Origin of the sequence: Prosthecobacter sp., from assembly GCF_044378005.1 — a bacterium.
Lineage (GTDB): Bacteria > Verrucomicrobiota > Verrucomicrobiia > Verrucomicrobiales > Verrucomicrobiaceae > Prosthecobacter.
The window spans coordinates 1-25,828 of the sequence record NZ_JBILYB010000058.1 but is presented as its reverse complement, the minus strand read 5'-3'; the positions used below and the strand labels follow the sequence as shown (position 1 = coordinate 25,828).

Below are 25,828 nucleotides of genomic sequence, written 5' to 3'. Positions count from 1 at the left end.
TCGCGGCTCGCCTCGTGATCGATCATCAGCCGTCCATGTTCCAGCCTTCGCGGTATGCCTTCGTCATGAAGGCATCTGCTTCCGGCGTGTCAGGGCTCTTGCCCGTCGTGCCATCGTATTGGATCTTTTTGCCGACGCGATAGGCCACCAGCCCGAGGAGCATCATCTCGATCATGTTGGCGCTGTAGCCGAAGTCGCAGGCAGTCGGCTTCGCGGGATCGCGGCAGGCATCGAACCACTGTTTCTGGAAGTGGCCGATTTCGGGAAGCATCTCCTCCTTCTTGCGTGGCTTGTAATAGCTCATGTCCGCGTCATCGCCGAAGGGCAGAATGATGCGGGAGTCGAAGTCGGAGATGATGAAGCCCTTCGTGCCCTTGAACATCGCGCCGTGGCCGATCTGAGTGAGGTCGATCGACTTCTTCGGCGAGCGCGGCATTGCTCCGCCCTGATACCAGCTCACGCTGATCGGCCCGCGCCAGTCATTGGCCGGATGCTCAAAGTGGGACTCGCAGTTCACGGGCGTCACGTCGGAGTTCAAGGCCTCACCTTTCGCATCAGCGGAGGTCGGCAGCTTGGCGTCCACGGCATTCCAGAGCAGATCCATCGTGTGGCTGCCCATGTCGCCGATCTGACCCGCGCCGAAGTCCCAGAACATATTCCAGGACAGGCAGTTTGCCCCGGCTCCTCCGGAGAAGTAGGCCGGATTGTAGGGGTGGAAAGGCGCAGGCCCGAGCCACAGATCGTAGTGGAAGCCTTTCGGCGGAGCACCTGCCTCGGGGAAGTAGCCGGGCTTTGCGATCTGGCGGTTGCCCCAGGCATAGGCGGCCTTCAGCTCGCCGATGGCTCCATCGCGGATGAGTTCCTTCACGCGGTTGAAATTCGGCTGGGCGTGCCGCTGCATCCCGACCTGAGTTGCCAGCTTGCCCTTCTTGGTCTCCCAGGTCGCGCGCACCGTGCGTGCTTCGTTGACCGTGATGGCCAGAGGCTTCTCGCAATAGACATGCAGGTCGCGTTTCAGCGCCCAATTGGCGATGAAGGCATGAGTGTGGTCCGTCGTGCAGATCACCACGGCATCCAAGCCCGGATGATCCAGCGCCTTGCGCCAATCGACGTAGGTCTTCGCCGTCGGGAAGCGCTTCAGCGCGTCCGGGAAGCGGTCTTCATTCACATCGCAGAGCGCCACCACATTTTCCTCCGCGATGGAGTCATAGTGCGCCAGCCCTCGGCCCCACACGCCGATCAGCAGGACGTTGAGCTTGTTGCTGGCGGCGTTTTGACCAAAGAGAGGTCGAGTGATCATGCTCCCGGCGACAAGACCGGCAGCACCAACAAAACGACGACGAGAGAGAGGGGCAGGTTGGGTATTCATGGCGGGAGAAAACGGAGTGAACGATGGATTTCATCATTCCACCACATCTCCCCCTCCCGATACTAGGCAGAAATTCTCCAGACGGGCATTTACTCCAGCACCTTGAGCTGGATGTGGCGATACTCCATCACGCCACGGTCACCTTCGAGGCCGATGGGACCGGTGGCTGGCATGGGGAGCGCGGCTTCGAGGACTTCACCATTGCAGGTGCAGTGGGCCACGCCGTCCTTCACGGTGACTTCGATCTGGTTCCACTCCTGGGCTTTGTATTGCTTCAGTTCTTTATACGGACCGGCCACGAGGTAGTCACGGCACTGGAGCTGCGGTTTGCGGACAAAGACGCCGCTGTCGGCATTCACGGCGGCGCGGAATTCGAGCTTGAGGACGAAGTTTTTGGGGAACTCCTCCACCGTGTAAAGCTGGCCCGTGAGCTTGTCCATTTCCGTGGGGAAGGTCACGGCAATGACGCCGTCTTTCACGATGTAGCGTCCGGCATCAGCGGCCTCGGTTTTGCCATCGTGCTTGTCCAGGATGGCACCGGGATTTGGATTGTCCTTCTTCGTCTTTTCGCGGAAGCACCAGCCCGTGAGGTCTTTGCCATTGAAGAGACTCTTATAACCTGCCTCCGGTTGCCAGTCGTCGGCGTGGAGGGTGGCTGTCAGAAGGAGAGAGACGAGGGCGAGGTGTTTCATGGTTGGGGATGGGTGCAAAGGAACGCGAAGTGCGTGGGGAATGTTGTTTGGAATCGCTGGGATCAGGGTTGTTTGCGGCGGAGGACGAGAACCCAGTCTTTTTGACTCGTGATGAGCACGCCTTTGGCATCTCGCGATTCAAGGGAAGCGGAGAACATCAGGACACCGCCAAAGGCCGCAAGGACGGCTACAGGTTTTCCTGTGGCAGCATCAATTCCGGACGCGTCCAGTTCGTCCACTTTGAAGCGTAGCTTGGCCATATCTGGAGCGATGCCGAATGCCTTGGCGTCCGGCACGTAAACCAGGGCAAAGCTGCCATCCTCAGCCACTGCCGCCATGGGCTGCTGCCCTGCGGTGAGTGGCTGGACTGGCTTGCTGATGATGAAGGCGTCGTCCCGACGCAGCTTCGTCCAGTCGAGCCCCTCGATGAATTTCCGCATCACGCCCATCTGCACGGCGCCGGGCAGATCCAAGGCCTGCTGCCAGGGCGTGCGGGCATCGGTCTGCTGCCTGCGCTTCGTGAGATCGTGGAACTGCCAGATGCTGTGCGTGCCATAGACGTGGCCGCAGGCACCGCTGAGCACGCTCCACCAGGCAGCGCGGCGGACATCGTAGTCGTCGAACCACTCGGTGGGCTTTTTGTCCTTCATGAGGCTGCGCACGGGATGGTCTTCGTAGCAGGGCTCGCCATCGAGGGTGGGCTTGAGTGCGGGCAGGGCCAGGTTCTTCGCGTTCATGTCGTAGTTCGGCTTGGCGCGATGGCTGTGGCCGCTCTGAAACATGTGGAAGTCGAGCCAGGGCTCGTCGGGCCAGTAGTCGGAGGAGTTCGCTCCGCCCTTCGGATGGTAGGTGATGAGGTGCCGTCCACCGTCGCCTTTTTTCAAACCAGCGGCCATGGCGCGGATGATGGCGCGGTGCTGATCGGTCTCGATGGGGCGATCTCCGCCGAGCACCCAGATGACGGGTTTGTCCGCATAGCGCCTGCCCAGCCACTCGCCGTAGATGGAGGCATTTTCAGGCGTGAAAATCTCGGGTCCCCTGCCCCACTTCTTGTTCCATTTGTCACCCCAGGTCGGCAGCAGGCCGGTGTAGAGCCCGCGCTGGGCGGCTTGATCGATCACCCAATCGACATGGGCAAAGTAGGCTTCGTGAGGCTTCGTCGGGTCATTGTTTTCCAGCGGCAGCTCACCGGCGGCGTTCGGTTGATCAAACTCAAACTCGGCCAGCGCGACGGCGAGGATGGTGTTGAAGCCTTTGTCGGCGCGGTTCTGCAGGTAGAGCTGCGTTTCCTCGCGCGTCAGGCGGTGGAAGAGCTCCCAAGCCGTGTCGCCGAGCAGGAAGAAGGGCTTTCCTTCCGTGGTTTCGAGGTGGCGCTTGTCTGCCGCGACGCGGAGATCGGGCAAAGGGGCCGCCTGGAGCGCGGTGAAACTCAGGAGCAGGGAGGAAAAAACAATGCGCAGTGTCATGAGGGGCGAAGTCTGAGGACTCCGCTCCTGAATGGCAAGCTCAGTTCCTCAAGGGCGCTTGCGCGGGCCTGCGCCACCGGGCTTTCTCGGGCCGCCACGGCTTGGCGGGCCGGAACGTCCGGGAGGACCGGACCGGCGCGGGGGACCTGAGCGATCTGATGGACCCGATGAGCGGTCGCCAAAGCCAGAACGGCGGGGCGGGCCAGAGCGCTCGGAGAAATCAGACCGGTCATCCGATCTCGGGCGGCGCGGAGGGCCGGAGCGTTGAGGGGATTCCTCACGGTCACCACCATAGCCACGGCGTTTGGGGCCGGAACGATCCGGTGGACCCGAGCGGCGTGGAGGTGGCCCCGAACGTTCGGGGGCTTCGTCCCGATCTCCACCGTAGCCACGGCGAGGCGGTGCAGACCTGTCCGGCGGACCTGAGCGGCGCGGCGGACCGGAACGCTCGGAAGATTCGTCGCGGCCACCAAACGATCCACGACGTGGAGGACCTGAACGTGGACGAGGTTCGGGAGCTTCAGTGGGCTCGGGACGTGGAAGGGCGTAGCGGGCGCGGCCCGTGGGCTTGGTGCCGGTGCCTTTCGAAGGGCGGCGGACGGGCGGACGACGGCGCGGGGCCTCGTCTTCATCATCCGAGCCCTCTTTCTTGGCGGCAGGCTTTTTGCGCGGCTTGTCGTCGCCCACGGGTTTGCCCGTGGTGCCAGCTTCGGTGAAGAAGCGCTGCACTTCGGCCTCGGTGAGCTGCTTCCAGGCACCTTTGGGGAGACCTTTCACCTCCAGCCAGCCGATGCGCGTGCGCACGAGTCGCTCGACCTCGAAGCCGAGCTGGTAAAACATGAGGCGGATCTGGCGCTTGAGACCCTGCTTGAGCACCACATGGCAGCGATAGTCGGTGATCATCCAGGCGCGCTCGGCCTTGGCGTGACCTTCTTCCGTGAGCATCCCGTGGACCAGCTTGCCCATGGTGGCCTGATCCAGCGGCTTATCGACGATGACCTCGTATTCCTTCTCCGCACCTTTGCTCGGATGGATGAGATGATGGGAAAGGTCGCCACGATTGGTCATCAGCAGCAGGCCCTCGCTCTCTTTGTCCAAACGCCCGACATGGTGCAGAGTTTGGAGCTGCTTTGGCAGCAGGGCGTAGATCGTCATGCGATCCCGCTCGTCGGCACGGCTGCAGATGTAGCCCCTCGGCTTGTTCAGGGCGATGACGATGGGTGTCTCGGTGCGGGTGGGCTTGCCATCGACACTGATCGAGTCTGTGGGAGCCACGACGGTGCCTAGTTCGGACACAGTCTTGCCGTTGATCGTGACGCGACCTTCTAAAATGATCTGCTCACAGCCACGGCGTGAACCCAGGCCGCACTGGCTGAGGAAGCGATTAAGACGCAAAATAAATGCCCGGCGGAACGTCCCACCGGGCGCAAAGGGGGTTTACTACTCGGACTTGGTCTTCGGAAGGCTGGTCGGAAGACGGCCTTCTTTCCACTGACCACGGGCCTTCATGAGCTTGATGCGTTCGCCGCGTTTGAGGACGCTGCGTTTGGTGCCCACGGAACCACCGGATGTTTTAAGGCTGCGATGTTGCGACATAATCTGTGTTGAAAAGAGGTTTGGAAAAAGGGCGCGGAGAATAGGCGCGCCCCCCGGAAGCGCAAGGAGTTTGTTGGTGACGGGAACTCCGCGACCAAACCTCCGCCCACCATGCTTCTGGCGGAGTGCTTGGTGACCACCGCTCTCGGACCCAAACTTTCGGAAATTCAGAGTGAAAAGGAGGGCCATAGGTGGCGGCGATGGTTTATGGCCCGAAGAGCTGGCACGAGTTATTTGAGCAGTTCCTCCACTCTGATGCGGTAGCAGGCGTCGGTGCGGGACTGCTTTTTGTCTTCGCCGCCGAGGCAGTAGAGGTAGCCATCGAGAACGACGAGAGCGACCATGGCTTTGTAGGGCAGCGGCGTGGTCGGGCGGTATTCGTCTTTATCGAAGTCGTAGATGAAGGCTTCGTTGGTGAAGCCTTCGGTGTCGTTTTTATAACCGCCGGCGAGGTAAACGAAGGACTTCACGATGGAGCCGCCCTTCGGCTTGTCCTGGTAAAGCATGGCCGCACTCATGCCGCGCGCGGCGTAAGGCAGGGAGCGCCGTTTTTGCCACGAGTTCTTCTTCAGATCGAAGACATGGGCCGCATCCAGATTCAGCACAGCCTGAGTCTTCTCATCCCATGTGCCGCCGCCAAAGACGAACAATCTGCCGAACAAATCCATCGCGGAGGCCGCGGTGAGGAAGGGCGGGCCGGGGAAAGGCGCGAGGTTCGTGACCTGGAGCGTTTCGAGATCGATGGACCACGTGGCATTCGAGGCTTTCGCGATCTGGGCGGAGTCTGGAGTGCCGCCTGCAAAGACCAAAGACTTCCCATGCACGCCACCTGCGGCAAGGACGGCATTGGGCGGGAGATCCGCCTCGCGGGATTCGAAGCCACCTTTGCCAAGATGCTGCACGGAGCGCAGGACACCCCGATCATCGGAGCCGCCGCCGAAAACCATGGCCGACTTGCCCATCCCATCATCGCGGGTTCCGGCGACGGCATAGGCAACGGGGCTTTTTAACTCGGCGCGAGCTTCCCATTTCAGCGTCTGCGGATCAAAAGCCCAGACTTTGGTCAGCCAGTTCTTTTTCCCGCCTTCCCAGTTCGTGCCGCCAGCGATCACGAGCTTTCCCTGATCCGTGCCCACCACAAATCCACCGTTCGTCGCGGGCAGCGGCGGGAGCTTTTCCCATTCGGCAGCGTGGCTAAAGGTCAGCAGGAGCAGCAGGCAGCTTGTCGTCAGGATCGGTGGCGCGTTCATAAGTGTCGAGGTGGGTGTCTGAAGTCTTCCAATCGGCATGGAGCCGCACATCGGCCTCGCCACAAAGCGCGCCGGGCGGGAGCGGAGCCGAGGTGTCACCGGCGCGGCGGATCTCCCACCAGCACTGGCCGCAGTGGTTGTGCTCATGGTCGATGACGAAGCCGGCCTTCTTCATGAGCGGGCCGATCCAGCCGAGGCAGTGGTCGCAGTAGTCGGGGTATTGCTTGAGGCCGTTCTGGATGAGGAAGCCCTTGGAAGGGCAATGATGCATGTCGATGCGGAAGACATCGTCGCGGCGGGTGACCTCCCATTCGGCGCCTTCTTCGGCCAAGGTGTGGCCCCAGTATTCATCCATGCCAGCGAAGCCTTTGCTCGTGATGAGCGCGTCGGCGTGGATCTGGGAGTCCTGATGGATGGCCTCGTCCCAGTAGCGGCGGACGAGGTCGTGGCCGCCCTGGCCATGCAGCCATTGGAAGGTCCACTCGTAGTGTCCACAGAAGTCGTAGATGCCGATCATGATGCGGTGGCGATGTCCTCCAGGCGTTGTGGTTCGGAAAAGAAGCCCGCTTTGGCGAAGCGCTGCGTGCAGGTGCCATTGCCGCCGCAGAGGCGGATTTCGATGCCAGCTCCGGCACCCATGGCGGTGCTGACGAAATGACAGTGCTGGCAGAAGTGCGGCACGATCTCGCGCCCATGCTCACGCAGGTAACCGATGGCGGGACAGGTGCGGACTTCGACGACGACTTCGTTTTCACCCTGGGTGATCTCGACCTCCGCGCCCGGCTCCGCCGCAAAGAAGGCGCGCCAATGTTCGGCGACGGCAGGGAGGCCGCCAGCACGCCAGCGCTCTGTCACGGGCGCGTAATAACTGCTGCCCATCTCGGACCAGTAGCGCCGGAGTCCGTCGATGCCGAACTTCCGCTCGATAAACCGAAACGTGGCATTCACTGCGGCATAAAAGTCCGCCGCACCGACGGGCTTTGTGTCGGTGTAGGGCAGCGGGGACGAATCAGACATGACTGCGAGTCTGCGGAAAGGTCGCCGCGCTGACAAGAATGGAATCGCTGGTTCCCTCGGCAGGCCAGAGGAAGTCATGGGACCGCGCGCCTTTGCTTGCGCTGGAGTCCGCGCGGCTTTACTCGGACGCCATGAAACTCCCCGATTGCATCACTCTCGAAGAACCGACTCCCGGTTATCCTGTCTATGTCATCCGTCATGCTGCGGCATCGGCACGCGTGGCGGTGAATGGCGCGCATGTGATGGAGTGGACTCCGGCCGGGCAGACGCAGCCGGTGCTTTACATAAGCCCGGACGCCGTGCTCCAGAACGGGAAGGCGATCCGCGGCGGCATCCCCGTCTGCTGGCCGTGGTTCGGCGGGCATGTGTCCGACCCGACGAAGCCAATGCACGGCATCGCCCGCATTTTGCCCTGGGAACTGGTGCGTGCGGATGAGCAGGGGTCGCAGGTCACAATGCTTTTCCGCCTGCAAAGCAATGACGAGACTCGTGCGCTGTGGCCGCATGAGTTTGTCTGCCATCTGGGCATCAGCTTTGGCGCGAAGCTGGAGGTGTCGCTGATGACGCATAACACCAGTGACGCGGCGATGGTGATCACGGAGGCTTTGCACACTTATCTCAGCGTGGGTGACATTTCGAAGGTGACGGTGAGCGGCCTCACGGAAGCGCGTTATCTCGACACGGTGGGCACGCCGACGATGCGGGAGGGCGAGGAGGCGGACATCACGTTTGATCGTGAGGTGGACCGCCAATACGTGAGCCCGAGCGGCGTGGTGGTGGATGACCCGGCCTGGGGCCGAAAGCTGACGATCAACAAGCTCGGCAGCGGCACGACGGTGGTGTGGAATCCCTGGATCGAGAAATCCAAACGACTCGCCGATCTGCCAGACGAGGCCTATCACGGCTTCCTCTGCGTGGAGGCGGCGAATGCGGGCGAGGCGGCGGTGCGCATTTCCCCCGGCGGGCAGCATGTGATCGTGACGACGGTGAGCGTGGGCTGAAAAGGCCAGCGAGCCACGTCATTTTTGGCCCACAGAGGCTTCAATATGAAGATTTTGCAACTCAGCAGCAGCGGCTGGGGAGGGGTTTTTCTTCAGCGAGTCGAGGTAGGCCTCCAAGGACTGATCATCCTGCGGTGAGAGGGCGCGCCTGCCCGGCTCGGTGAGCAGCCATTGAGCCCAGCGGTGGGCGAGGGCATCTTCGGGGCTGGGATGCTCAGGAACGGCGGCGATGGCTTTTTTCAGGTCGTCGAGCGTGAGGGTCTCGGCCTGCGCCTCAGAGGTGAGCCGGCGTCGGGCGATGGCTTCGGAGAGGTCGAGGAACCAACTGGGGAGGCGGATGCCTTTCGGTGGCATGGGCAGGGAAAACCACCCGCTCTCCGGCAGGTGATAGATGAACTGCGTGGCATCCTCCGAAATGTGGACGGCATCGATGCCTGCTCCGGCGCGAATGGGCGGGGTGAGGCTGTTTCCCCGGCCCGTCTCCCAGACGCGGATCTCACCGGCATCGGTGATGGTGACGAGTTGTGAGCCATCGCTGGTGAGGGAGAGATTGCTGACGAAGTTCTCGGGACGAATGACGATGCCTGTGCTCTTGCCCGTGGCAACCTGCCAGAAGCGGATCTCCTGATCTCGTCCCGAGGTCACGAGCAGGCTGCCATCGTCAGACAAAGCCACTGCGCCGACGGCGGGCGGATGCTGGATGGCCGGGCCGAGCGCGCGGCCGCTGCTGGGATCAAGCACACGCACGTGCCCGTCCGCACTGGCGGCGGCGACGAGGGTGCGTTTGGAGTTCCATCCCAGGGTGAGGGCTTCACGCAGTGCCTGCGGGGAGCTTTTTGTCACGGCAGGAGTCTGGCGGAATGTCTCCGCCGGGTCCGCCATGAAGCGCCGCGTGGCCATCCGGCGGTGGATGCTCCAGACCTGGACATGCGAGTCATAACGGGGTGCCATGACGAGCAGGGCGGCATTCGGCGTGACGGCGGCATCCGCCAGACTGTGCCTGAGCCGCTGGTTGTTGCGCGCGCCTGTCTGGGTATTCCAGACCTGGACCTCGCCATGACGTGAAATGCTGACGAGCACACCCTGCTCCAGCGCCTGATACATCGCCATGATCTCTCCATCGTGCGCTTGCGCGGGTGCGCGTGGGCGGCCTTTGGCGGTGTTCCAGGCATGAAGATTTCCACTGCCATCACCGACGACGAGCGTGGTGGCGTCCGAGTTCAGGGCGAGGCTGGTGACGGCAGACGGATGCGAGATCTCCGGCATCACCTCCTGCAAAGCACGGAAGTTCAACACATGCACCACGCCGCTGTACAGGCCGATGGCGAGCATCTCTTTTTCCTGATGCACGGCCACCGCGCTGACGCCTTCATCCACCTGCACGAGGTCGCCGATGATCTTCCCTGACTCCCTGTCCCAGACCGCGACGATACCCTTCGCCGAACCCGAAGATTCGCCCCCCGTGTTGCTCGCGCTCGCGATCACTGCCCCGAGATAATCCATCGCTAGGTGGATGATGGGAGTTTTCACCCCTGCTGGCGCGGGATGCTGCATCATCAGCGCAGTCGGCTCTGGCTGTCGCAGATTCCAGACGCAGATCGCCCCCTGATCTCCACCGGCGGCGAGTGTTTCGCCATCTCCCGAGAGGATCATGGAAAGGACGGACTGCTGACTGCCATCGGCCCCGGCAGGCAGCGCGGGCGCGAGTAGTGTGCTCACGTCATCCTTCAAATTCCAGCGCATGATCCGGCCATCATCACGGGCGAGGTAGGCCTGGAGTCCATCTTTGGAAATCTGAATCGCTGTGACCACGACTCCGCGCGGCAATGCGTGATCCGTGCGGCGCAGAGTGCCCATGTCCCAAAGGCTCAGCACGTCACTGCCGGTCGTGACCCCGCCCTGATTCGGGCTGGAGACAGCCAGCACACGCCCCGCCTGTCTGCTGACCCCCACGAGCCGCGCCTCGACCACGCCGCTGGGAAGCTCCAACTCTGGAGTGGCCGGCTGGATGAGGTGCGCGTGCTCCAGGAGAGAAAGCAGGTTCGTCGCCGCCTCGGCATTGTCGGGGTCGGTGCGCAGCGCACGGCTCAGCAGAGCCACCGAGCTGTGATAATCCGTGCGCTCGGTGAGCTGCAGTTGCCCGGCCATCTGGCCATCGGAGATGGAGGAGGCCTTGCGCGCGGCGGTGCGATTCTTTTCAGACTCCAAGTAGAGCGCCGTGCTGATGATGCCGCCCGCCAGAACAGCCAGCGCCACGGCAGATGATGCCGCCACCCCCACACGATGTCGCCTGACGAACTTCTTCAGCAGATAGCCCTTGCTCGGTGGGCAGGCGTGGACGGGCTGGAAGTTCAGGAAGCGCCGCAGGTCATCCGCCAGGTCATCGGCATTGCCGTATCGGCGTGATGGATCACGCTCCAGCGCCTTGAGAATGATCCAGTCGAGATCGCCTTTCAGCGCAGGCTCGCGTGAGGAAGGCTTCGGAGGGTCGATCTCCACCTGATCCCGCAGGATCTGATGCATCGGGCGGTTCGCCAGATCAGCAGGCGTGATGAGCGGCTTCCCGCTGAGCAACTCCAGCAGGATGGAGCCCAGCGCATACACATCCGAGCGAGTGTCCACATGCGAGCTGCCGTGCTCGATCTGCTCCGGGCTGATGTAACCCGGCGTGCCGACGAGCTGGTCCATACCGGTGGCCAGAGTCTGACGGATGTTTTTCTGCTCCAGGACTTTGGCGATGCCGAAGTCGATGACCTTGGGCACTGGAACTCCGTCTTCCTCCATGACCATGACGTTCGAGGGCTTCAGGTCACGGTGGATGATGCCTTTCTGATGCGCGTGATTCACCGCATGGCAGACCGAAATGAAAAGCTCGATCCGCTGCTGGATGGAGAGTTCTTTTTTCTTCGCGTAGCTGGTGATCGAGCGCCCACGCACCAACTCCATCACGAAGTAGGGCTGCCCACGCTCCGTCTCGCCCGCATCCAGCACACGCGCGATGTTCGGGTGCTCCATCAGGGCGAGCGACTGACGCTCCGTGTCGAAGCGGGCGATCACCTGCTGCGTGTCCATGCCCGCCTTCAGCACCTTCACGGCTACCAGCCGGTGGATGGGCTGCACCTGCTCTGCTTTATAGACGAGGCCGAAGCCGCCCTCCCCCAGCTTTTCCAACAGGCGGAATTTCCCGTCGATCCAGCCATCATTGTCCTCCAGCAAATTTGAGCCCCTGGGTTTCGGCGATGCTTTGGCGGAGGGCACCACCGGCCCTGAGCGCCGCTCTCTTGCCGCAGTGGCGGCGGAGCGCATTCCCTCCACCTCGATTGTCACGTCATCTTCGATGCTGGGAGACGTGGAGTCGTCTGGAAAGGATTCGGACACTGGAAAAAGAGGTTTCTTTGAGGTTGAAGCACACCGGGTGCCAGACCGCAATTCTGGAGATGAGAACTCAGTTGGCGGACTTTGCCACCTTGCATTTTCGTCACAACTCTGGTTTTCTCTTCTGAAATCATGAGATCCCCCCTTCTCTTACTCGCTGCTTTGGCTGGCTTACTCTCGTCTTGCTCCACTTTCAGTAAAGACCCCAAGGTCCTCGTCACCGTTTTTTCCCAGGGCAGTGACATGGACTCCCCCAAGACCATCTTCCGCCGGAATATCGAAGGCCGCACGGTCGTGCTGAGGGTCATCCCCGAGTTCACCCACAAGAGCATCGTGGCATTCCACCCCTTTCCCGCGCCGGATGGCACCAACGGTGTGGCCCTGAAGCTGGATTTCAAAGGCACCAACGCCCTGGAGATCGTCTCCCGCATGAGACAGGGGGAAATGCTCGTGAGCATGGTGAACGCGGCCGTGGTGGATTACGTCACCATCGACAACGTCATCTCCGACGGCATCTTCACCATCTGGCGCGGACTTCCAGACGAGCTCATCGCCGCCATGGATGAGGAATATCCAAGGATCAGCGAGCTGAAAGCCTCCGGCGAATCCTCCTCCGACATGCTGGAGATGCTGCCGAGTACCCCGACAGAGAAAAAAGAAGCCCGCAAGCGCGCCGAAAAAGGTGTGATCGACAAAGCCAAGGCAGAAACCGAGGCCGCCAAGCCCGGCCGACGCGGTGGCTTTGATCCCGAGCCGCCTGCAGGTTCCGTCGTACCATTGAGTGAAGCTCTGAAAAGCGCCCCCTAAATGGCCGTATCCTTGTCATAAATTACGGTCATGCTTCATCACCTTATAGAATTGTGCCTTCAGCTCCTCGGCCGGTTCTGGCCGCTGATTCTTGCGGTCTTCATCCTTGCCCCCATGATTGGCCTCCTGGCACTGGGCATCTTTCTCAAAAGGAAGATGAAGCAGATCTCCCAGCCACCCCCTCCCCGACCCGGGCAGAAGTCGGAAAACAAAGGCGGTTTGATGGATTCCCTTCATCGTCTGCCCAAAGACAAGTATCAGATTCTAAGTTTGATTCACGTCCCGCGTCTGGACGGGAAAGGCATCACCCGCATACACCATGTGGTGTTGTCAAACTTTGGCATCTTTGTCATCCAACCCCAGGAGCAGTGCGGCTACATCACTGGTGGGGTCGGGGAGTCAAACTGGACCGTTGACGGGCAGAAGGGGAGGAAGACCTTCATCAATCCCGTGATACGAAACCACTATCATGTGAAGGCATTGGCAAAGTTCCTCGGCCTGCCTGAAGCACTTTTCGTCTCCATCATTTTTTTTCAGTCGGAGGTGAGCTTTGCTGATTCTCCTCCATGCGTCCTCTCCAATAAGCTGGGGCGCCACATCCTCTCTCACACTGCACCTATCATCTCGCCAGAGGTCCTCTCCCAAGCCCTGACGGCTCTTCTCCCAATGACAGGTGATTATGATAATGGGACCTCTGGCCGCGTCTATGATGCCGAGCAAGTCGTCAGTCAGAATCTGGCCAACGAGCAGGAGGCCGGTGATCACATCAAGCCCACCGCTTTCAGTTCCGCTCCAGGAAAAACGAGCTCCACTTCAGCCAAGCGGAAACAGCCGCGCAAAACTTCGGCGAAAGCCGCCCGGTAATCCGTCTCGGCATGCAGCCCACCTGGGCCGGGTGTGTTCACATTGATGTCTTCCTCCGCCTGGATCGGCCACGAGCCAAGCACGCGCCCGCCTTTCACTCGATCACCCAGCGCCATGAGGGCAAAACCACGCCCGTGATCCGTGCCCAGCGAGGCATTCTCATACACACGTCGGCCAAACTCCGTAGTGACCATCACCGTGTAGCGAGTGCGATGCGATTTCAGATCCAGGTCCAGCGCTGCCAGGCCTTCCGCCAGCGTCTTGATCTTCTCCGCCTGCGTGCCGCTGGCATTCCCCTGGAAAAAATGGGTGTCCCATCCACCCAGGTCGATGCAGGCCACCTGCAAACCGAGCCCCGCCTTGATCAGCCGCGCGATCTCCCGCAGGCCAGCGCCGAAACCATCCTTTGGATAGGCCGCGCCATGCTCAGGCGCACCGCCCTTCCCTTGCAGAGCGGAGACACGCTGGAAGAGATCCAGCGTCTCCACCCCGCGCTGCCCGAGCAGTGTCACATCGGCTCCATACATCGCCTTCAGCGCCTGCACGGCCTTTGCCGAATCTCCACTGCTCTTGATGGCGATGTCCTCGATCCGCTCCAGCACGCTCACCGCCGGGGCACCGCGCAGGGATTCCGGCAAAACCGTCCCAATCGCCACGGCGGACAGCGCCGAAGTAGCGTCGGTGGCGTTCAAGCGCAGGAAGCGACCCAGCCAGCCGCCGCCCGCAGGCGTACCGTGCATGGAGTCGCCATGCTCCATCTGATCCTGGCAGTCGAAATGCGAGCCGCTGGTGTTATCCACGCCCACCGACTGCACCGCGCCAAAGCGTCCGTCTTTGTAGAGAGCTTCCAGCGGCTTCATCGCCGGATGCAGCGCGTAGTGCTCCGAAATTTTGATGGCCTCCTTCGCCGGGATCGCCAGCCCTGGACGAAGCCGGTAGTAACGATCATCCGCAATCGGCACGAAGAGATTCAGCGTGTCCGCCCCACCACGCAGGAAGACATGGATCAGCGTGTGCGACTCCTCACGCGGCACCGCCGCAAAGGAAGGCGCGGCTGCCAGAGCGAGCTTCGAGATCAGAGAACGTCGAGTCATAACTGGGGTGGAGGATTACGCAAAGGTGGCGGACACATCGCATGAAACGTGATGATACCAATCACCGGAGCCAGAGTGATGACCAGGAACCAGAGAATCTTGTCCGAGCTGTCGAACTTCGACGCTCCAAGAATCTGCACCATCGACCGCCAGTAGATGCAGATGTAAACAAGCCAAATGACAAAGATGGCTAATGCAAACAGCGACGAGCCGTTCTGGTATTTGAAATCGAAGGGAATCATGGCAGGTGGGATGATACGAAGGATGGCGCGGCCAGGTCAACACCTCTGAAAAGCCGGACTCGCGAGGATGAGTCCGACGAGTTGCGTTTCGTCGTCTGTCTTCACCACCGCCAGCTCCTCAGGCTTCGGCGCACGACCGATGAGGTGGGCGAACCACGCCTCCTGCACAAATTTCATCTGGCGGCGTAGATCATACAGGTTCACGCGCACGCCGTTTTGTTTCCCTGCGGCCAGCGCCATGCCAAAGTTCCATCGCCACATCAGCGTGCCCATCCAGGGCAGTTCCTCATCAGGATAGCCGTCGGGTGTCGGGTATTGGAAAAGGCCGTGGCCCATGCGCTGAAGCGGTTCCAGCACGGAATTGTCCGCCTGGGTGTCAGCCATCAGAGCCCGCAGAGCGGAGACCATGAATTTCAGAGGCCGCTTCAAGAGCTGCCCTCGACTCTCCACAAACTCGGTGGAGCCGAAGAGCACACGCAGGACGCACTTGATGTCTCCGCGCGTCCTCGTGAACTCCGCCGACACCTTCTCCACCACGCTCGCGGGCGGCTCCATGCTGACGAAGCGCTTGCACAGCTTCGTGGCCAGAAACTTCGCCGTGCTCGGATGACTGCACACGATCTTCACGAGCCGGTCGAGATCCTTCTCGCCTCCGCCAGCCGGGATCCCCTGCCCTAGCACCTGCTTCTCAGCATCGTCATGCCAGTCGGGTTTGAAAAAGGACTCCCCGGCATTCAGCGCGAAGAAGCGATTTCGATCAAAGGTCCAGCCGCTCAGGCAACGCGCCGCTTCATAAACATCCTGCTGCGTGTAGCCGCCATGCACGCCCATCGTGTGCAGCTCCATCAGCTCGCGGGCGTAGTTTTCGTTCGGCTTGTCATCTGCCTTCCGCCGCACCTTGTTCGACTTCCCATCCAAATACACCAGCATCGCTGGCGAAGTGGCGGAGGCGCGGATCAGATCGTAAAAATTCCCCAGCGCGTGCTTGCGGATCACATCACGGTCGTCGCTCGGCTTCAGGTAGATGCAGTCGCCCTTTTCGAGGTCGATGTTCAGGTGGTCCGTCCAAAACTCCACCATCACCTCGAAGAGCTGGCGCTTGCTGTAAATGGCCCGCAGCAGTGTGTGACGGGTGATTTCATCCCGCAGCACCGGCTTGCGAAACTCATACGCATCCCCCGCGCTGAAATAGATCGACTCAAACCGCTCCGCCCGCAGATCGCAGGCCGTATCATCCATGCGGTCAGGATGGAGCTGCTCATCCAGCCAGGCCTCACGCCCCATCTTCTTCACCCGCCAGACATCTCCCGGCCACGGGCCAAAGGCAGCACGCGAGAGCAGATGAAAGTCGGGATCAATCTCCTCCCCGGATGGTGGCGGCGGCAGTTTGCCCGGCAACCCTTCGCCCAGGAATTCACGGTTGATCTGCGTCACCACACGATCACACGAGACGAGCCCGAGGGCCGTCGTGGTGAGGAGGTGGCGGCGGGAGAGTTTCATGACCTCAGGCGGCAGGAAGCTCAGGTGGCGTGATCTCCGGCTTCACAAACCAAACCCGCACATTGATGCCCCAGCCAATGATGGCGATCAGCGGCAGCAGCACAGCCCAACCCACGATTGGCAGCAATGCGCAGCACATGATCGTCAGTCCGCCATGTTTCGTCTGCCGCCACGGCTCGATCTGCGGCCAAAGACGTTCGCCGATGAGTGCCGCGATGCCTCCCGCCCCGATGAACCCCCACGCGATCATCGCTCCGCCGACGAGCACCGCCAGAGCTCCCATCTTTGGCAGCTTCGAAAGCACGGCGATGAGAATCACCCCGGCGATGAGCGGCCCGAGCCCGATGAGGAAGCTTGTCAACAGCCCACGCCCGGCCACCAGGCGCTGCTTTTCCACCTTCTCAGGCCAGAGACCACGAGCGAGCAACCAAAGCGCCGGAAGCGCCAAGACAAAGGCGACTGCCACGAGCAGCCAAATGAGAACGGTAGAGAAGAGCATGGTGAAGGATGACGCAGGCTAAACGCCGCACATCCCTCCCGGTAACAATCAAATAACTCGCCGTGTGAAGTGGGCTCTCAAACCGAGCCCCTGTCGCCCATCACGCGTCCTGAAGCAGGATGGCGTCCACGTTGTTCCCATCGTACAAAGCATCGCTGAGGATCACGAGAGGGTCGCCGGTCTTCACGAGGCCGTGTTTGTGCAGCAGGGCGATGGCATCGCGGATGGACTTATCGGGCTGACCTTCGGTGAACTCCATGACGTAGGGCTGCACGCCACGGGCGCTGACTAAGGCGCGGCTGACGTAGAGCTTCGGCGTGAAGGCGAAGATGGGCGCGAACTCGGGGCGCTGATGCGCAAGCAGGTGCGCCATGACACCGCGCAGGGTGAAGACGAGGAGCTTCGAGCCAGGGATGCTGTTCGCCAGCAGGATGGCGGCTTTGACGGTCTTGTGCTTGTTCGTCTTGAGCGGGGCGTCACTGGCGAAGCGTCCGGAGGGATACTTCTGCTCGATGCGGCGGATGACGTTGTCGAGCACCTCGACGCACTTGTCCGGGTAGCGGCCCACGCTGGTCTCACCGGAGAGCATGACACAATCGACCTGCTCGATCACGGCGTTGAAGATGTCGGTGACCTCCGCGCGGGTCGGCACCGGATTTTCGATCATGCTTTCGAGCATCTGCGTGGCCACGATGACCTTTCGGCCATGGAAAGAGCAGCGCTCAACGATGTGACGCTGGATGAGCGGCAGGTCCTCGATGGGGCACTCGCTGCCGAGGTCGCCACGGGCGATCATGATGCCGCCGCTGGCTTCGACGAGGGTGTCGATGTTCTTGAGCGCCTGCTGGTTTTCGATCTTGGCGATGACGCGGGCTTTGCTGCCTTTCTGCTCCAGAAGGAGGTTCAGATGCTGGATGTGGGCGGGCTCACGAGCAAAGCTGAGCGCGAAGTAATCGACGCCCAGTTCCACGCCGAGGTCGAGGTCGGCGTAGTCTTTTTTGGTCAAAGGAGGCAGGCGGACATCCACGCCGGGCAGGTTGATATGGCGGCGGCTTTTCATCTCTCCCTGCGTGAGCACGGTGCTGATGACATGCTTCGGGGTCACGGTGTGGGCTTTGACCTGGATCATGCCGCCGTCGATGAAGATGACATCGCCGGGCTTCAGATCCTTGCCGAGATCGGGGTAATTGACCGTGCAGGAGTAGCCGATGGTGGGCTGGAAGTCCGGTGTGCAACGGAACTCCACCTCATCGCCGACTTTGAGCTGCCAGGCCTGATCAACATCGCCCGTGCGGATGCTGGGGCCGGTGAGGTCCATGAGCACGGCGATCTCCCGCCCGGTCTGGTCGGCTGCCTCGCGGACGCGGGCATAGACCTGACGCACCCAGTCGTGGGAGGCGTGGCTCATGTTCAGGCGGATGATGTCCGCGCCTTTGGCGATCAAGGTGGCGATGACTTCGGCGCTTTCCGTCGCGGGGCCGAGGGTGCAGAGAATCTTGGTTTTGCGCATGGGGTTGGGGTCGTGACGCTTGGCCCCGGATGCCCGGATTCTCAAGGTACAATCCCCTCACGCAGCAGGCAGCGGGCCAGAGAGTGCAAAAGAAGGCGTTTTCCCTTCTGCGCTCCTACTTCAGTGTCTGAATGTAAAGGATCAGGCTGTCGATCTGCGCGTCGTTCAGGATGCCCGCGTAGATGGGCATGCCGGTGTCGAATTTCTCGAAGCCCTTCACCACCTTGGCGCTCGGAGCCAGGATGGACTCGCGCAGGTAGGCGGCGTCGGCTTTGATCTTGCCCTTCATGCCCTTGGCGATCTCTCGCTCGCTGCCGAAGAGGCCGCTCCAGCTTGGGCCGACTTTGCCGACGGTGCTCCCGTCCGTGCTGTGGCAGGCCATGCAGCCGAACATCTGGTAAAGCCGCGCGCCTTCCTCGGCGGTCGGTTTCATGGTGGCGACGGCCACGGCAGCACGTGGGGTGAGATCGACGCTGATTTTGCCAAAGCCTTCCTTCACCGAGTCGAAGCTGGCGAGTTCCCAGGGGGTGAAATAGGCGGTGTTCTCCGCTTTCAGGCCGTCGGCACTCTTCAGGCCCCAGCCGAGGCGCATCTGGCTGACGCCGCCTTTCATGTCGGGGAAGCCGACGAGCACGCTTTGGCCGTCCTCACTCAGGTAAGCGCTGCTGGCGGTCATGAATTCCTGCCCGGCGCTGCCATCCAGCTTCAGATGCGGGCTGCCATACTCCGGCGTGCGTTTGTAGTTCCAACGCTCGGCGCTGTAGCTGGCGGGATCGGTGGCGAGCTTGGCATCTAGCTTGGCATTGAAGCGCAAAAGCACGCCTTTGTCCGTGGGGGTCAGTTCCTTCAGCAGCACGCGGGGTTTGTCCGTGTAGCGCAGGCGGGCGAGGCCGCTGAGCTTCGGCGCGATGGTGCCCCAGACCTGGAAACCGACGACGTAGAGCTGGCCATCGGCCGGGTTCACATGGGCATTGAGCGTGGGGAAATCCAAATCACGCCAGAAGCTCATCACGGCGGCTTGAGGCTTCTTAAATCGCGAGTTCATGAGCACGCGGAACAGCTCCGGCCGATTGTAGCCGATGTGGATCAGCTCGTCATTGATCGGCCCCATCTTCGCCCCGACGAGCCAGGTCTGCGTGACGCCGCTGGGGTTCACCGGATGCGGCAGCCAGGTCAGCGGATCGGCAATGGCCTCGGGATACTTTTCCTTCTCGGCGATGGTGGGGAGGTGCCCGTAGAAGCGATGTCCGCCGATGATGTGCAACGGCGTGGACGGCACGTAATGCCCCTGCTGATCGCTCGCCGTGACGAGTCCCGTCTCTGGATGCACGCCGATGAACGGCTGCCGCAGCCCGTAGCCGATGACCTCGAAGGATTTCCCATCCGGCGCGACCTTGATGACCGTGCCGTTGTGCTTGCCACGCGTGGTGCCTTCCTGCCCGCCTTTGGAAATGTAGAGCGACCCATCCGACCCCAGCTTCATCGAGTTCGGAAACTCCCGCGTCTCCGCCGTCTGAGCCGGGAGATTGCAGAACATCTCATACCGATCGCACTCGCGGTCGTTGTTCGAGTCGATGAGCTTCCAGATGCCACTGCGGTCGAAGACGAAGAGGTCAACGTTCAACGTTGAACTCTGATCCTTGGAAGTTCGATGTTCAACGTTCGATGTTGGATGTTCGCGCTGACGCGCGACAATGCTCATCGGCTCATGCAGCCCGGAGGCAAAACGCTTCCAGGTCACGTTTTCCAGATCGCCCTTCAGACCCGAAATGAGCCAGACATCGCCATCAAAGGTCACACCCGCCGCATCACCCTGATCATTGAGAAAAGCGATGTCCGCCAGCCGCACATTCCGCTTCCAAGGATTCGGCACCGGCAACGGAATGGAGTCGAGGACGTAGGCTTCCGGGGAGGTGGAGAGTGACGCCTTGGCCACAACTTTATCCCTCCAGAGGCCGGGCCAGGGCTCTGCTGGGTTGAAGTTTTCCAGCTTCTTCAGAAAGGCATGATGTTCACCCTCCTTCGCAGCAACCTTGACTGCGGATTTGCCCACGAGGGTAAGATGCCAAGTCTTCCAGCCTGATCCCGACTCGGTGTCGAGTTTCAAGGCAAGGCAGCCGTCCATCTTCTCCAGATCACTTTCCGCGAAGAGATCCGAGGAAGGGAAGCCAATCAAGCGTGTCCGTTTCGGTGAGGGGGTTCCAAACCGCAGGCTTTGATGAATCACCTTCAAGTCGTTTACGCGGCTGGCTGCGAGGAGTTCTTCGACCCAGGTACCACCGAGCTCATACCTGAGCAGCGCTCCCAGCTTGGTTGGCTGCACGCTGACAAAGCGAGCTTGTTCCGAAGGCAGTGGCCCCCGTCCCACCTCCTCCTTGCTCGGCGCAGGCTCACGCGGGTCGGTAAAGCTCGGTTTGTCCCCCACCTGCCAGCCGGGGTAGATCCCATTCGCCAGCCAGACCTTCCCCAGCGGCTTCGGCAGGTCTTCCTGGCCGTCTTTGGTCTTCTGCCCGGCGATGTGATATGACCCCGGCGCTAGGGCCAGAGCGGAGACGGGCGGTTTGCCGGGCTCGCTTTCCCAGATGCAGGCGATGCGGAGGAGGTCGGTGTCGAAGCAGGCCCAGAGGTTGTGGCCGAGGTTCAGGATGAGGCCGCGCGGGGTCAGATTGTCCTTCGGGAAGCCTTCGCCGACATCTCGGCAGTCCAGCACGCTGCTGAAAAAGGGGAAATCCGGCTCCACCCAGTCTGCCCAGTCGCCTTTGGCGGGCGTGGCTGGGGGCGTTTTGGCTTTTTCCTTCTTCGATGGAGTCTGGGCCACCCCCGGAAGGACAGAAAGGACGAGAAGGGCAAAAAAGACGGTCGGAGCGAAACGCATGAGGCTGAAACACCCGAGGGCAGGCCACTCTGTCAATCACCGTGGCCTGTATTCCGATGCCTGCCCGGACCTGATCACGCAAAGGACAGGCCTGCCCATACTGCCAATCTTGTAAATCCTGTAACTAAAGCAGGTAACCAGATTCATCGGCCCGCTTCATGCGTCAGCCGCCCCAATCTCCCGATTTGCCAAATGGGCGGAGTGTACTACTCTCGTGGCCCTGGCGGCTAGACCGCGACAGATCATTTTGCCCCCGAGATGAGAAGAATGCCCATGACCTCCCGCGCCGCCTGCCGCTTCTTGTTGGCCCTGACGGTCGTTTCCCTCTCCACCGCCCAGGCGGATGTGACCGCTGCCGACGAAGGCAAGCCCGGCTTCCTGAAACGGATGTTTGGCGGCGGCACGAAGGAAACCCCACCTGCGCCTGCCGAAGTGAAGGAAGCCCCCAAGGCCAAGCCTGCGGAATCTTCGGCCAAAAGGGAGAAGATCACGATCAAGCCGAAGACCGGCACGGTGACGAAGTCCACCAGCGGCGGCAGCAAATCCAGCTCATCGACGGCGAAGAAGTCCACGCCCACGAAGTCAGCCCCCACTGTGGTGAAAAAGACCGAGCCCGTGAAGCCCTCGGAACTGGAAAAAGAACCCGCCAAAGCCATGACCAAGTCGGGCGATGGTGAATTCGGCACGGATGACGACGACAAGCAGACCGCCGCCGCCAAGACACCAGCGCCGGCCCCCGTCTCCTCCGCCCCGAGCGAGACTCTGCCAACCAGCAGCAAAGGCTCGGGCTGGCAGGTCGTGAAGGTGAATGGACGCGACTACGTGACCGCCGAGAGCATCCACAGCTTTTACCGGTTCAGCTCCTATAAGCTTGAAGGGCAGCATGTCTGGCTCCGCTCCAACAACCTCATTCTGAAGGCCAGCGTCGGCAGTCAGGATATGCTGATCAACAACATCAAATTCATCCTCAGCTTCCCCGTGCTGGAGTCCGGCGGCCGTGCTCTCTTCTCCCGGCTCGACCTCTGCAAGCTGATCGATCCCGTCCTGCGCCCCACCTACATCACGGACGGCGAACCTTTTGACACGGTGATCGTCGATGCCGGTCACGGCGGTCATGATGCCGGCGCGCGTGGCGTGTATGGCTATGAGAAGGACTTTGCGCTCAAGATGTCCTACATCCTGAAGGACTCACTCCAGAAGAAAGGCTTCAAAGTCATCCTCTCGCGCCCGAACGACACTTTCATCTCCCTCGGCGGGCGTGTGGCCATCGCCAATGCCACACCACGCAGCATTTTCATCAGCCTGCACTTCAACTCCGGTGGCAGCGCCGCCTCAGGCATCGAGACCTTTGCTCTGACTCCGCAGGGAAGTGCCGCCAGCCTGGAGCGCGGTGGTGGTTTCAATTACAACGGCCTCACGGGCAACTCCCACGACTCCGCGAACATCGCCCTCGCCACCGCCGTGCACGCCATGGTCATCAGCCGCTTCAAATTCGTGGATCGCGGCATTAAACGCGCCCAGTGGAGTGTGCTCACCGGCTGCAAACGCCCCGGCATTCTCTTTGAAGGTGGTTTCGTAACGAACGGCAACGAATGCCGCCTCATCGCCTCCGACACCTATCGCACCTCGGTCGCCAGCGCGATCGCCGATGCCGTGGTGAACTACCGCACCGCCCTGCGCGGCTCGATGACGAATCAGCGCTAAGCCGCGAGGTCATACTCCCGGCGCATCACGCGCTGATAGGTCACGATCTCGAAATCGAATGCGTGCGGCTCATCCATGACGTGGGTATGCCGTATCACCGGCTCCCAATCGCGCGGTGAGATGATGGGAAAAGGCAGGCCGCCGCCGAGAATCTCCAGCACATGCGTGATGACGAGCCTCTGCGCGTGAGGCATCGCCGCCGCAAACACCTCTGCGCCACCGCAGCAGACGAGTTCGGACTCGCCCGCCGCACTGGCGAGTCGCACTGCCTCAGCCACCGAGCTCACCCTTTCTCCGCCGGGCACGATCAGCGAGTCGTCGCGCGTCAGCACAAGCGGATGATGCCCCAGCTGAAACCACCCGAGCATCTCCTCAAAGGTGAGTCGCCCGAGAAGGAGCCACTTGTCACGCGTGGCAGCGCGGAAATGCGCCTTGTCGATGGGCAGATCCCACGGCACGCCCTTCCCACGCGAGATGAAACCGTCCGCCGAGACGGCGGCGATGAGAGTGAGATGAGCGCTCATGGCGCGAGACTACACCTTCAGGGCAGCAAGCGCACGCTTCACATCGTCGCTCGTGTTGTAGCCGTGCATGGCTAGACGAATGCGGCCTGCGTTGTGCATGACGTGGACTTCCGCCTTCTCCAGTACCGCATGGATCTCCGTGCTGCGCTCGTGCATGAAGGCGACGATCCCCGTCGGACGATCTGCACGCAGCGGAGCCATGGGTTTGTAGCCGAGCGCCACGAGCCCATCGTGCGCTTCTTTGACCAAAGGGTCCGCATGAGCCGAGATCGCTGCCACGCCGACGCCATCGACATAACGAAGCGCCGCATTCAGCGCGTAAAGCGCCGCGAAGCTGGGCATCCCGACGGAGAAGCTCAGTGCGCCCGTTTTTGTCACCGCACGCTCGAAGCGATCTGCATCGAAAGCATTGCTGAGATGATACCAGCCGCCGGCGTGAGTCGTCAGACGATCTGCATTCCGCTTCGGGATACCGATCACGCAGCCGCCATGCACGCCGAGCGTCCACTTGTGGGTGCTGCTGATCAGGATGTCTGCGCCATCGCAGTTCAAAACCACACGCCCGAAAGCCTGCGTGATGTCCACGGAGATCAGGGCGTTCGGCGCGTGCTTCCGCACCGCGTCATGCAGCGGCTGCCAGTCGATGCGGTGCCCGTTGTAAAAGCTCACGAGCGATACCTGCACGAGCTTCGTCTTCTCATTCAGCAGTGGAATGAGATCCGCCACATTCAGCTCACCGCCCGCAGCTTTCCAAAGTCTTGATGTCGGCGGCGTGATCGCGCGCAGCCAAGGCGTGGCACCAGCGGGGAAGTCGAGATCGGTGACCACCACCTCATCGTCAGCACCGAGATTCAGCGCCGAAGCTAGCAGGTTGTAAGCCTCGGAACTGCACGAGCAGAACGACACCTCCTCCGTCGTGAGTCCGAGCATCTTTGCGCTGATCTCCCGGCAAGTTTCCACCGCTGCGAAGTGCCCCTCACGTCCCCGCATCCCCCGCGACTTGTCTGCCCAATAACTCTCCAGCGCCTCCTTCACCGACAGCGGCGGGATGCTCTCCGCCGCCGTGTTCAGGTAGGTGATGCCAGAAAGAGAAGGAAAATCGCGGAGGCGGGTGGAGTCGGTGAGCATGGGTGAAGTTTAATCCATGAACGATGACTTTCTTGCGCAGAGATGTCTCCGGTGACTTTGCGAATCTTACTTCGCCGGCACCGTCAGCACGTCGTCGGCTTCGAGGGCCTTGGCGCTTTCGGGTAGAGGGATGATGAAAAGCTTGTCGCCACGTTTGAGTTCAGCTTTGGAGCCATCGGCTCGGTCACTGAGGCCTTGAGCTTGGTCGAGGAGGTCTTTCACGGTCATGCCGGGCTTGAGGGTGTATTTGCCCTGGCGCTTCACTTGACCTAAGATCGTCACGGCAGGCTCGGCGGTTTCCTTCGGCGGAGTGGACTTGGCGGCATCGGCGATCTCCGCCTTGATGATGAAAAAGATGAGGTCTTTGGTTTTCGGCAGTCGGTCGGTGAGCGGGGCGCTTTCCGGGCTGCCGAGACCACCGAAGACGATGCTTTGGCCGGGCTGCATGGTGACGGTGGTGGTGGTCTTCAGGCTGTGGAAGATAGGCTGCTGGATTTTGTTCTCCGTGAGCACCGCGCCTGAGACATCCCCCGGTTTTTCGATGGACTTCCCGTAGTCCATGAAGCCCTCAAAGCTGGTCACTTCCGGCGTCAGGGTGAGGTCGATGCTGCCATCCTCCAGCAGGGTCGGGTTCAGCTCCATGCGCACCCCGACGGGGCGCATTTCAAAGGCGGTCGGTGTGGTGGGAATGACGGGCTGGTCTTTCCCGAGCTGTTTGGCGGGCTCGTATTCGGTGGGGTAGATGAACTCGCGAACGACTTCGACGGTGGCTTGTTGGCCGCTTTTCGTCGTCACGGATGGGGCGCTCATGAGGTCGATGCTTTTTTGCTGGCTGAGCTTTTTCAGCAAAGCACTGGCCTGATCGGCGCTGAGGATGCCGAGGTTCTGCAAGCCTGCGTTATCATCAACCACAAGCCCGGCTTCCGCCAGCACGGGCGAGCCCACGGGGATACTGATAAAGCGACTCCTGACCAGGATCATCGCGTCTCTGGGCAGCTCGGCTTTTCGACAGGCGGTAAGTCCGGCCAAACCGAAAGCGACGGCCAGCATCGGCAGCAGCAGCGCCAGCTTTTGCAGCCCTGAGTATCCCAGGCGATCCCGGCCTGAATCGACGAGGTTGCCCAGCCGCTGGCGCATGGCTTTGGCTCCGGCGGAAACGGACATCGCAAGGGCGAGCGGCAACCAACAGCGGCTGAATTGTGCTCCGAGCGAAGCGACGGCGGCGAGCAGTTCTTCGGCAAAGTCGCCCGCGTTTTGACCGCTGTGGGCGAGCGCGAGGTCATCGCTGGCCTGCTCGCGGGAGCGCTGACTGGCG

General features: G+C 61.4%; 22 protein-coding genes. 4 read left to right on the top strand and 18 right to left on the bottom strand.

All coding sequences use genetic code 11. The annotated features are described in order from the left end of the window. Positions 1-25: 25 nt before the first annotated feature. The 8 genes from AC6FTP_RS13020 to AC6FTP_RS12985 all read right to left on the bottom strand — a co-directional run bounded on the left by AC6FTP_RS13020 (position 26) and on the right by AC6FTP_RS12985 (position 7,390). Positions 26-1,369 (bottom strand): Gfo/Idh/MocA family protein, encoded by a 1,344-nt coding sequence (locus tag AC6FTP_RS13020; protein WP_497207352.1) that lies wholly within the window; start codon positions 1,367-1,369, stop codon positions 26-28. An 89-nt stretch (positions 1,370-1,458) separates the two neighbouring features. Beyond that, the gene (locus AC6FTP_RS13015; RefSeq protein ID WP_497207351.1) at positions 1,459-2,061 is read right to left on the bottom strand and encodes a 3-keto-disaccharide hydrolase; all 603 of its coding nucleotides are present in this window, start codon (positions 2,059-2,061) and stop codon (positions 1,459-1,461) included. 62 nt (positions 2,062-2,123) lie between these two features. Continuing rightward, positions 2,124-3,527, bottom strand: coding sequence for a glycoside hydrolase family 140 protein (locus AC6FTP_RS13010; protein ID WP_497207350.1), 1,404 nt, complete (start codon positions 3,525-3,527; stop codon positions 2,124-2,126). A 48-nt stretch (positions 3,528-3,575) separates the two neighbouring features. After that, positions 3,576-4,922, bottom strand: a complete 1,347-nt coding sequence (locus tag AC6FTP_RS13005; RefSeq protein ID WP_497207349.1) for a pseudouridine synthase — start codon at positions 4,920-4,922, stop codon at positions 3,576-3,578. A gap of 45 nt (positions 4,923-4,967) precedes the next feature. Beyond that, positions 4,968-5,123, bottom strand: a complete 156-nt coding sequence (locus tag AC6FTP_RS13000) for a small basic protein (RefSeq protein ID WP_497200901.1) — start codon at positions 5,121-5,123, stop codon at positions 4,968-4,970. A gap of 230 nt (positions 5,124-5,353) precedes the next feature. Then, positions 5,354-6,373 carry a Kelch repeat-containing protein gene (locus tag AC6FTP_RS12995; RefSeq protein WP_497207348.1) on the bottom strand — a complete coding sequence of 340 codons (1,020 nt, stop codon included), beginning with the start codon at positions 6,371-6,373 and terminating at the stop codon, positions 5,354-5,356. Continuing rightward, on the bottom strand, positions 6,318-6,890 hold the full coding sequence (locus AC6FTP_RS12990) for a hypothetical protein (protein WP_497207347.1): 573 nt from the start codon (positions 6,888-6,890) through the stop codon (positions 6,318-6,320). Before AC6FTP_RS12990 ends, AC6FTP_RS12995 begins: the two co-directional genes overlap by 56 nt. Further along, entirely contained in the window at positions 6,887-7,390 is a 504-nt protein-coding gene (locus AC6FTP_RS12985; RefSeq protein ID WP_497207346.1) for a hypothetical protein, read from the bottom strand. The genes AC6FTP_RS12990 and AC6FTP_RS12985 overlap by 4 nt, the downstream gene beginning before the upstream one ends. A gap of 131 nt (positions 7,391-7,521) precedes the next feature. Here AC6FTP_RS12985 and AC6FTP_RS12980 point away from each other — a divergent pair, with 131 nt between their 5' ends. Further along, entirely contained in the window at positions 7,522-8,391 is an 870-nt protein-coding gene (locus AC6FTP_RS12980) for a D-hexose-6-phosphate mutarotase (RefSeq protein ID WP_497207345.1), read from the top strand. A gap of 18 nt (positions 8,392-8,409) precedes the next feature. Here the strand turns inward: AC6FTP_RS12980 and AC6FTP_RS12975 are convergent, their stop codons facing one another. Beyond that, positions 8,410-11,769 carry a protein kinase domain-containing protein gene (locus AC6FTP_RS12975; protein WP_497207344.1) on the bottom strand — a complete coding sequence of 1,120 codons (3,360 nt, stop codon included), beginning with the start codon at positions 11,767-11,769 and terminating at the stop codon, positions 8,410-8,412. A 129-nt stretch (positions 11,770-11,898) separates the two neighbouring features. Between AC6FTP_RS12975 and AC6FTP_RS12970 the strand changes: the two genes are divergently transcribed. Beyond that, positions 11,899-12,573 carry a hypothetical protein gene (locus tag AC6FTP_RS12970; protein WP_497207343.1) on the top strand — a complete coding sequence of 225 codons (675 nt, stop codon included), beginning with the start codon at positions 11,899-11,901 and terminating at the stop codon, positions 12,571-12,573. Positions 12,574-12,603: 30 nt separating this feature from the next. Further along, positions 12,604-13,437, top strand: coding sequence for a nuclease-related domain-containing protein (locus AC6FTP_RS12965; RefSeq protein ID WP_497207342.1), 834 nt, complete (start codon positions 12,604-12,606; stop codon positions 13,435-13,437). Here AC6FTP_RS12965 and AC6FTP_RS12960 read toward each other — a convergent pair. The 6 genes from AC6FTP_RS12960 to AC6FTP_RS12935 all read right to left on the bottom strand — a co-directional run bounded on the left by AC6FTP_RS12960 (position 13,335) and on the right by AC6FTP_RS12935 (position 21,157). After that, positions 13,335-14,531: a DUF1501 domain-containing protein gene (locus AC6FTP_RS12960; RefSeq protein ID WP_497207341.1), complete on the bottom strand. Its 1,197-nt coding sequence runs from the start codon at positions 14,529-14,531 to the stop codon at positions 13,335-13,337. The genes AC6FTP_RS12965 and AC6FTP_RS12960 overlap by 103 nt on opposite strands. Then, positions 14,528-14,773 (bottom strand): hypothetical protein, encoded by a 246-nt coding sequence (locus AC6FTP_RS12955; RefSeq protein ID WP_497207340.1) that lies wholly within the window; start codon positions 14,771-14,773, stop codon positions 14,528-14,530. Before AC6FTP_RS12955 ends, AC6FTP_RS12960 begins: the two co-directional genes overlap by 4 nt. A gap of 36 nt (positions 14,774-14,809) precedes the next feature. Next, on the bottom strand, positions 14,810-16,273 hold the full coding sequence (locus tag AC6FTP_RS12950) for a DUF1800 domain-containing protein (RefSeq protein ID WP_497207339.1): 1,464 nt from the start codon (positions 16,271-16,273) through the stop codon (positions 14,810-14,812). A gap of 4 nt (positions 16,274-16,277) precedes the next feature. Then, complete coding sequence (locus AC6FTP_RS12945) at positions 16,278-16,772, bottom strand: hypothetical protein (protein WP_497207338.1); 495 nt, start codon at positions 16,770-16,772, stop codon at positions 16,278-16,280. 100 nt (positions 16,773-16,872) lie between these two features. Continuing rightward, positions 16,873-18,282 (bottom strand): pyruvate kinase, encoded by a 1,410-nt coding sequence (gene pyk / locus AC6FTP_RS12940; protein ID WP_497207337.1) that lies wholly within the window; start codon positions 18,280-18,282, stop codon positions 16,873-16,875. A gap of 115 nt (positions 18,283-18,397) precedes the next feature. Continuing rightward, positions 18,398-21,157, bottom strand: coding sequence for a DUF6797 domain-containing protein (locus AC6FTP_RS12935; RefSeq protein ID WP_497207336.1), 2,760 nt, complete (start codon positions 21,155-21,157; stop codon positions 18,398-18,400). A gap of 273 nt (positions 21,158-21,430) precedes the next feature. Here AC6FTP_RS12935 and AC6FTP_RS12930 point away from each other — a divergent pair, with 273 nt between their 5' ends. After that, positions 21,431-22,861 (top strand): N-acetylmuramoyl-L-alanine amidase family protein, encoded by a 1,431-nt coding sequence (locus AC6FTP_RS12930; RefSeq protein ID WP_497207335.1) that lies wholly within the window; start codon positions 21,431-21,433, stop codon positions 22,859-22,861. On the opposite strand, the gene AC6FTP_RS12925 is transcribed toward AC6FTP_RS12930, so the two are convergent. The 3 genes from AC6FTP_RS12925 to AC6FTP_RS12915 form a co-directional block, all read right to left on the bottom strand. Further along, positions 22,858-23,385 (bottom strand): dihydrofolate reductase, encoded by a 528-nt coding sequence (locus AC6FTP_RS12925; protein WP_497207334.1) that lies wholly within the window; start codon positions 23,383-23,385, stop codon positions 22,858-22,860. The genes AC6FTP_RS12930 and AC6FTP_RS12925 overlap by 4 nt on opposite strands. Positions 23,386-23,394: 9 nt before the next feature. After that, positions 23,395-24,513 carry an aminotransferase class V-fold PLP-dependent enzyme gene (locus AC6FTP_RS12920; RefSeq protein WP_497207333.1) on the bottom strand — a complete coding sequence of 373 codons (1,119 nt, stop codon included), beginning with the start codon at positions 24,511-24,513 and terminating at the stop codon, positions 23,395-23,397. A gap of 66 nt (positions 24,514-24,579) precedes the next feature. Further along, a partial coding sequence (locus tag AC6FTP_RS12915) for a secretin GspD/PilQ domain-containing protein (protein WP_497207332.1) occupies positions 24,580-25,828 on the bottom strand: 1,249 nt, incomplete at its 5' end.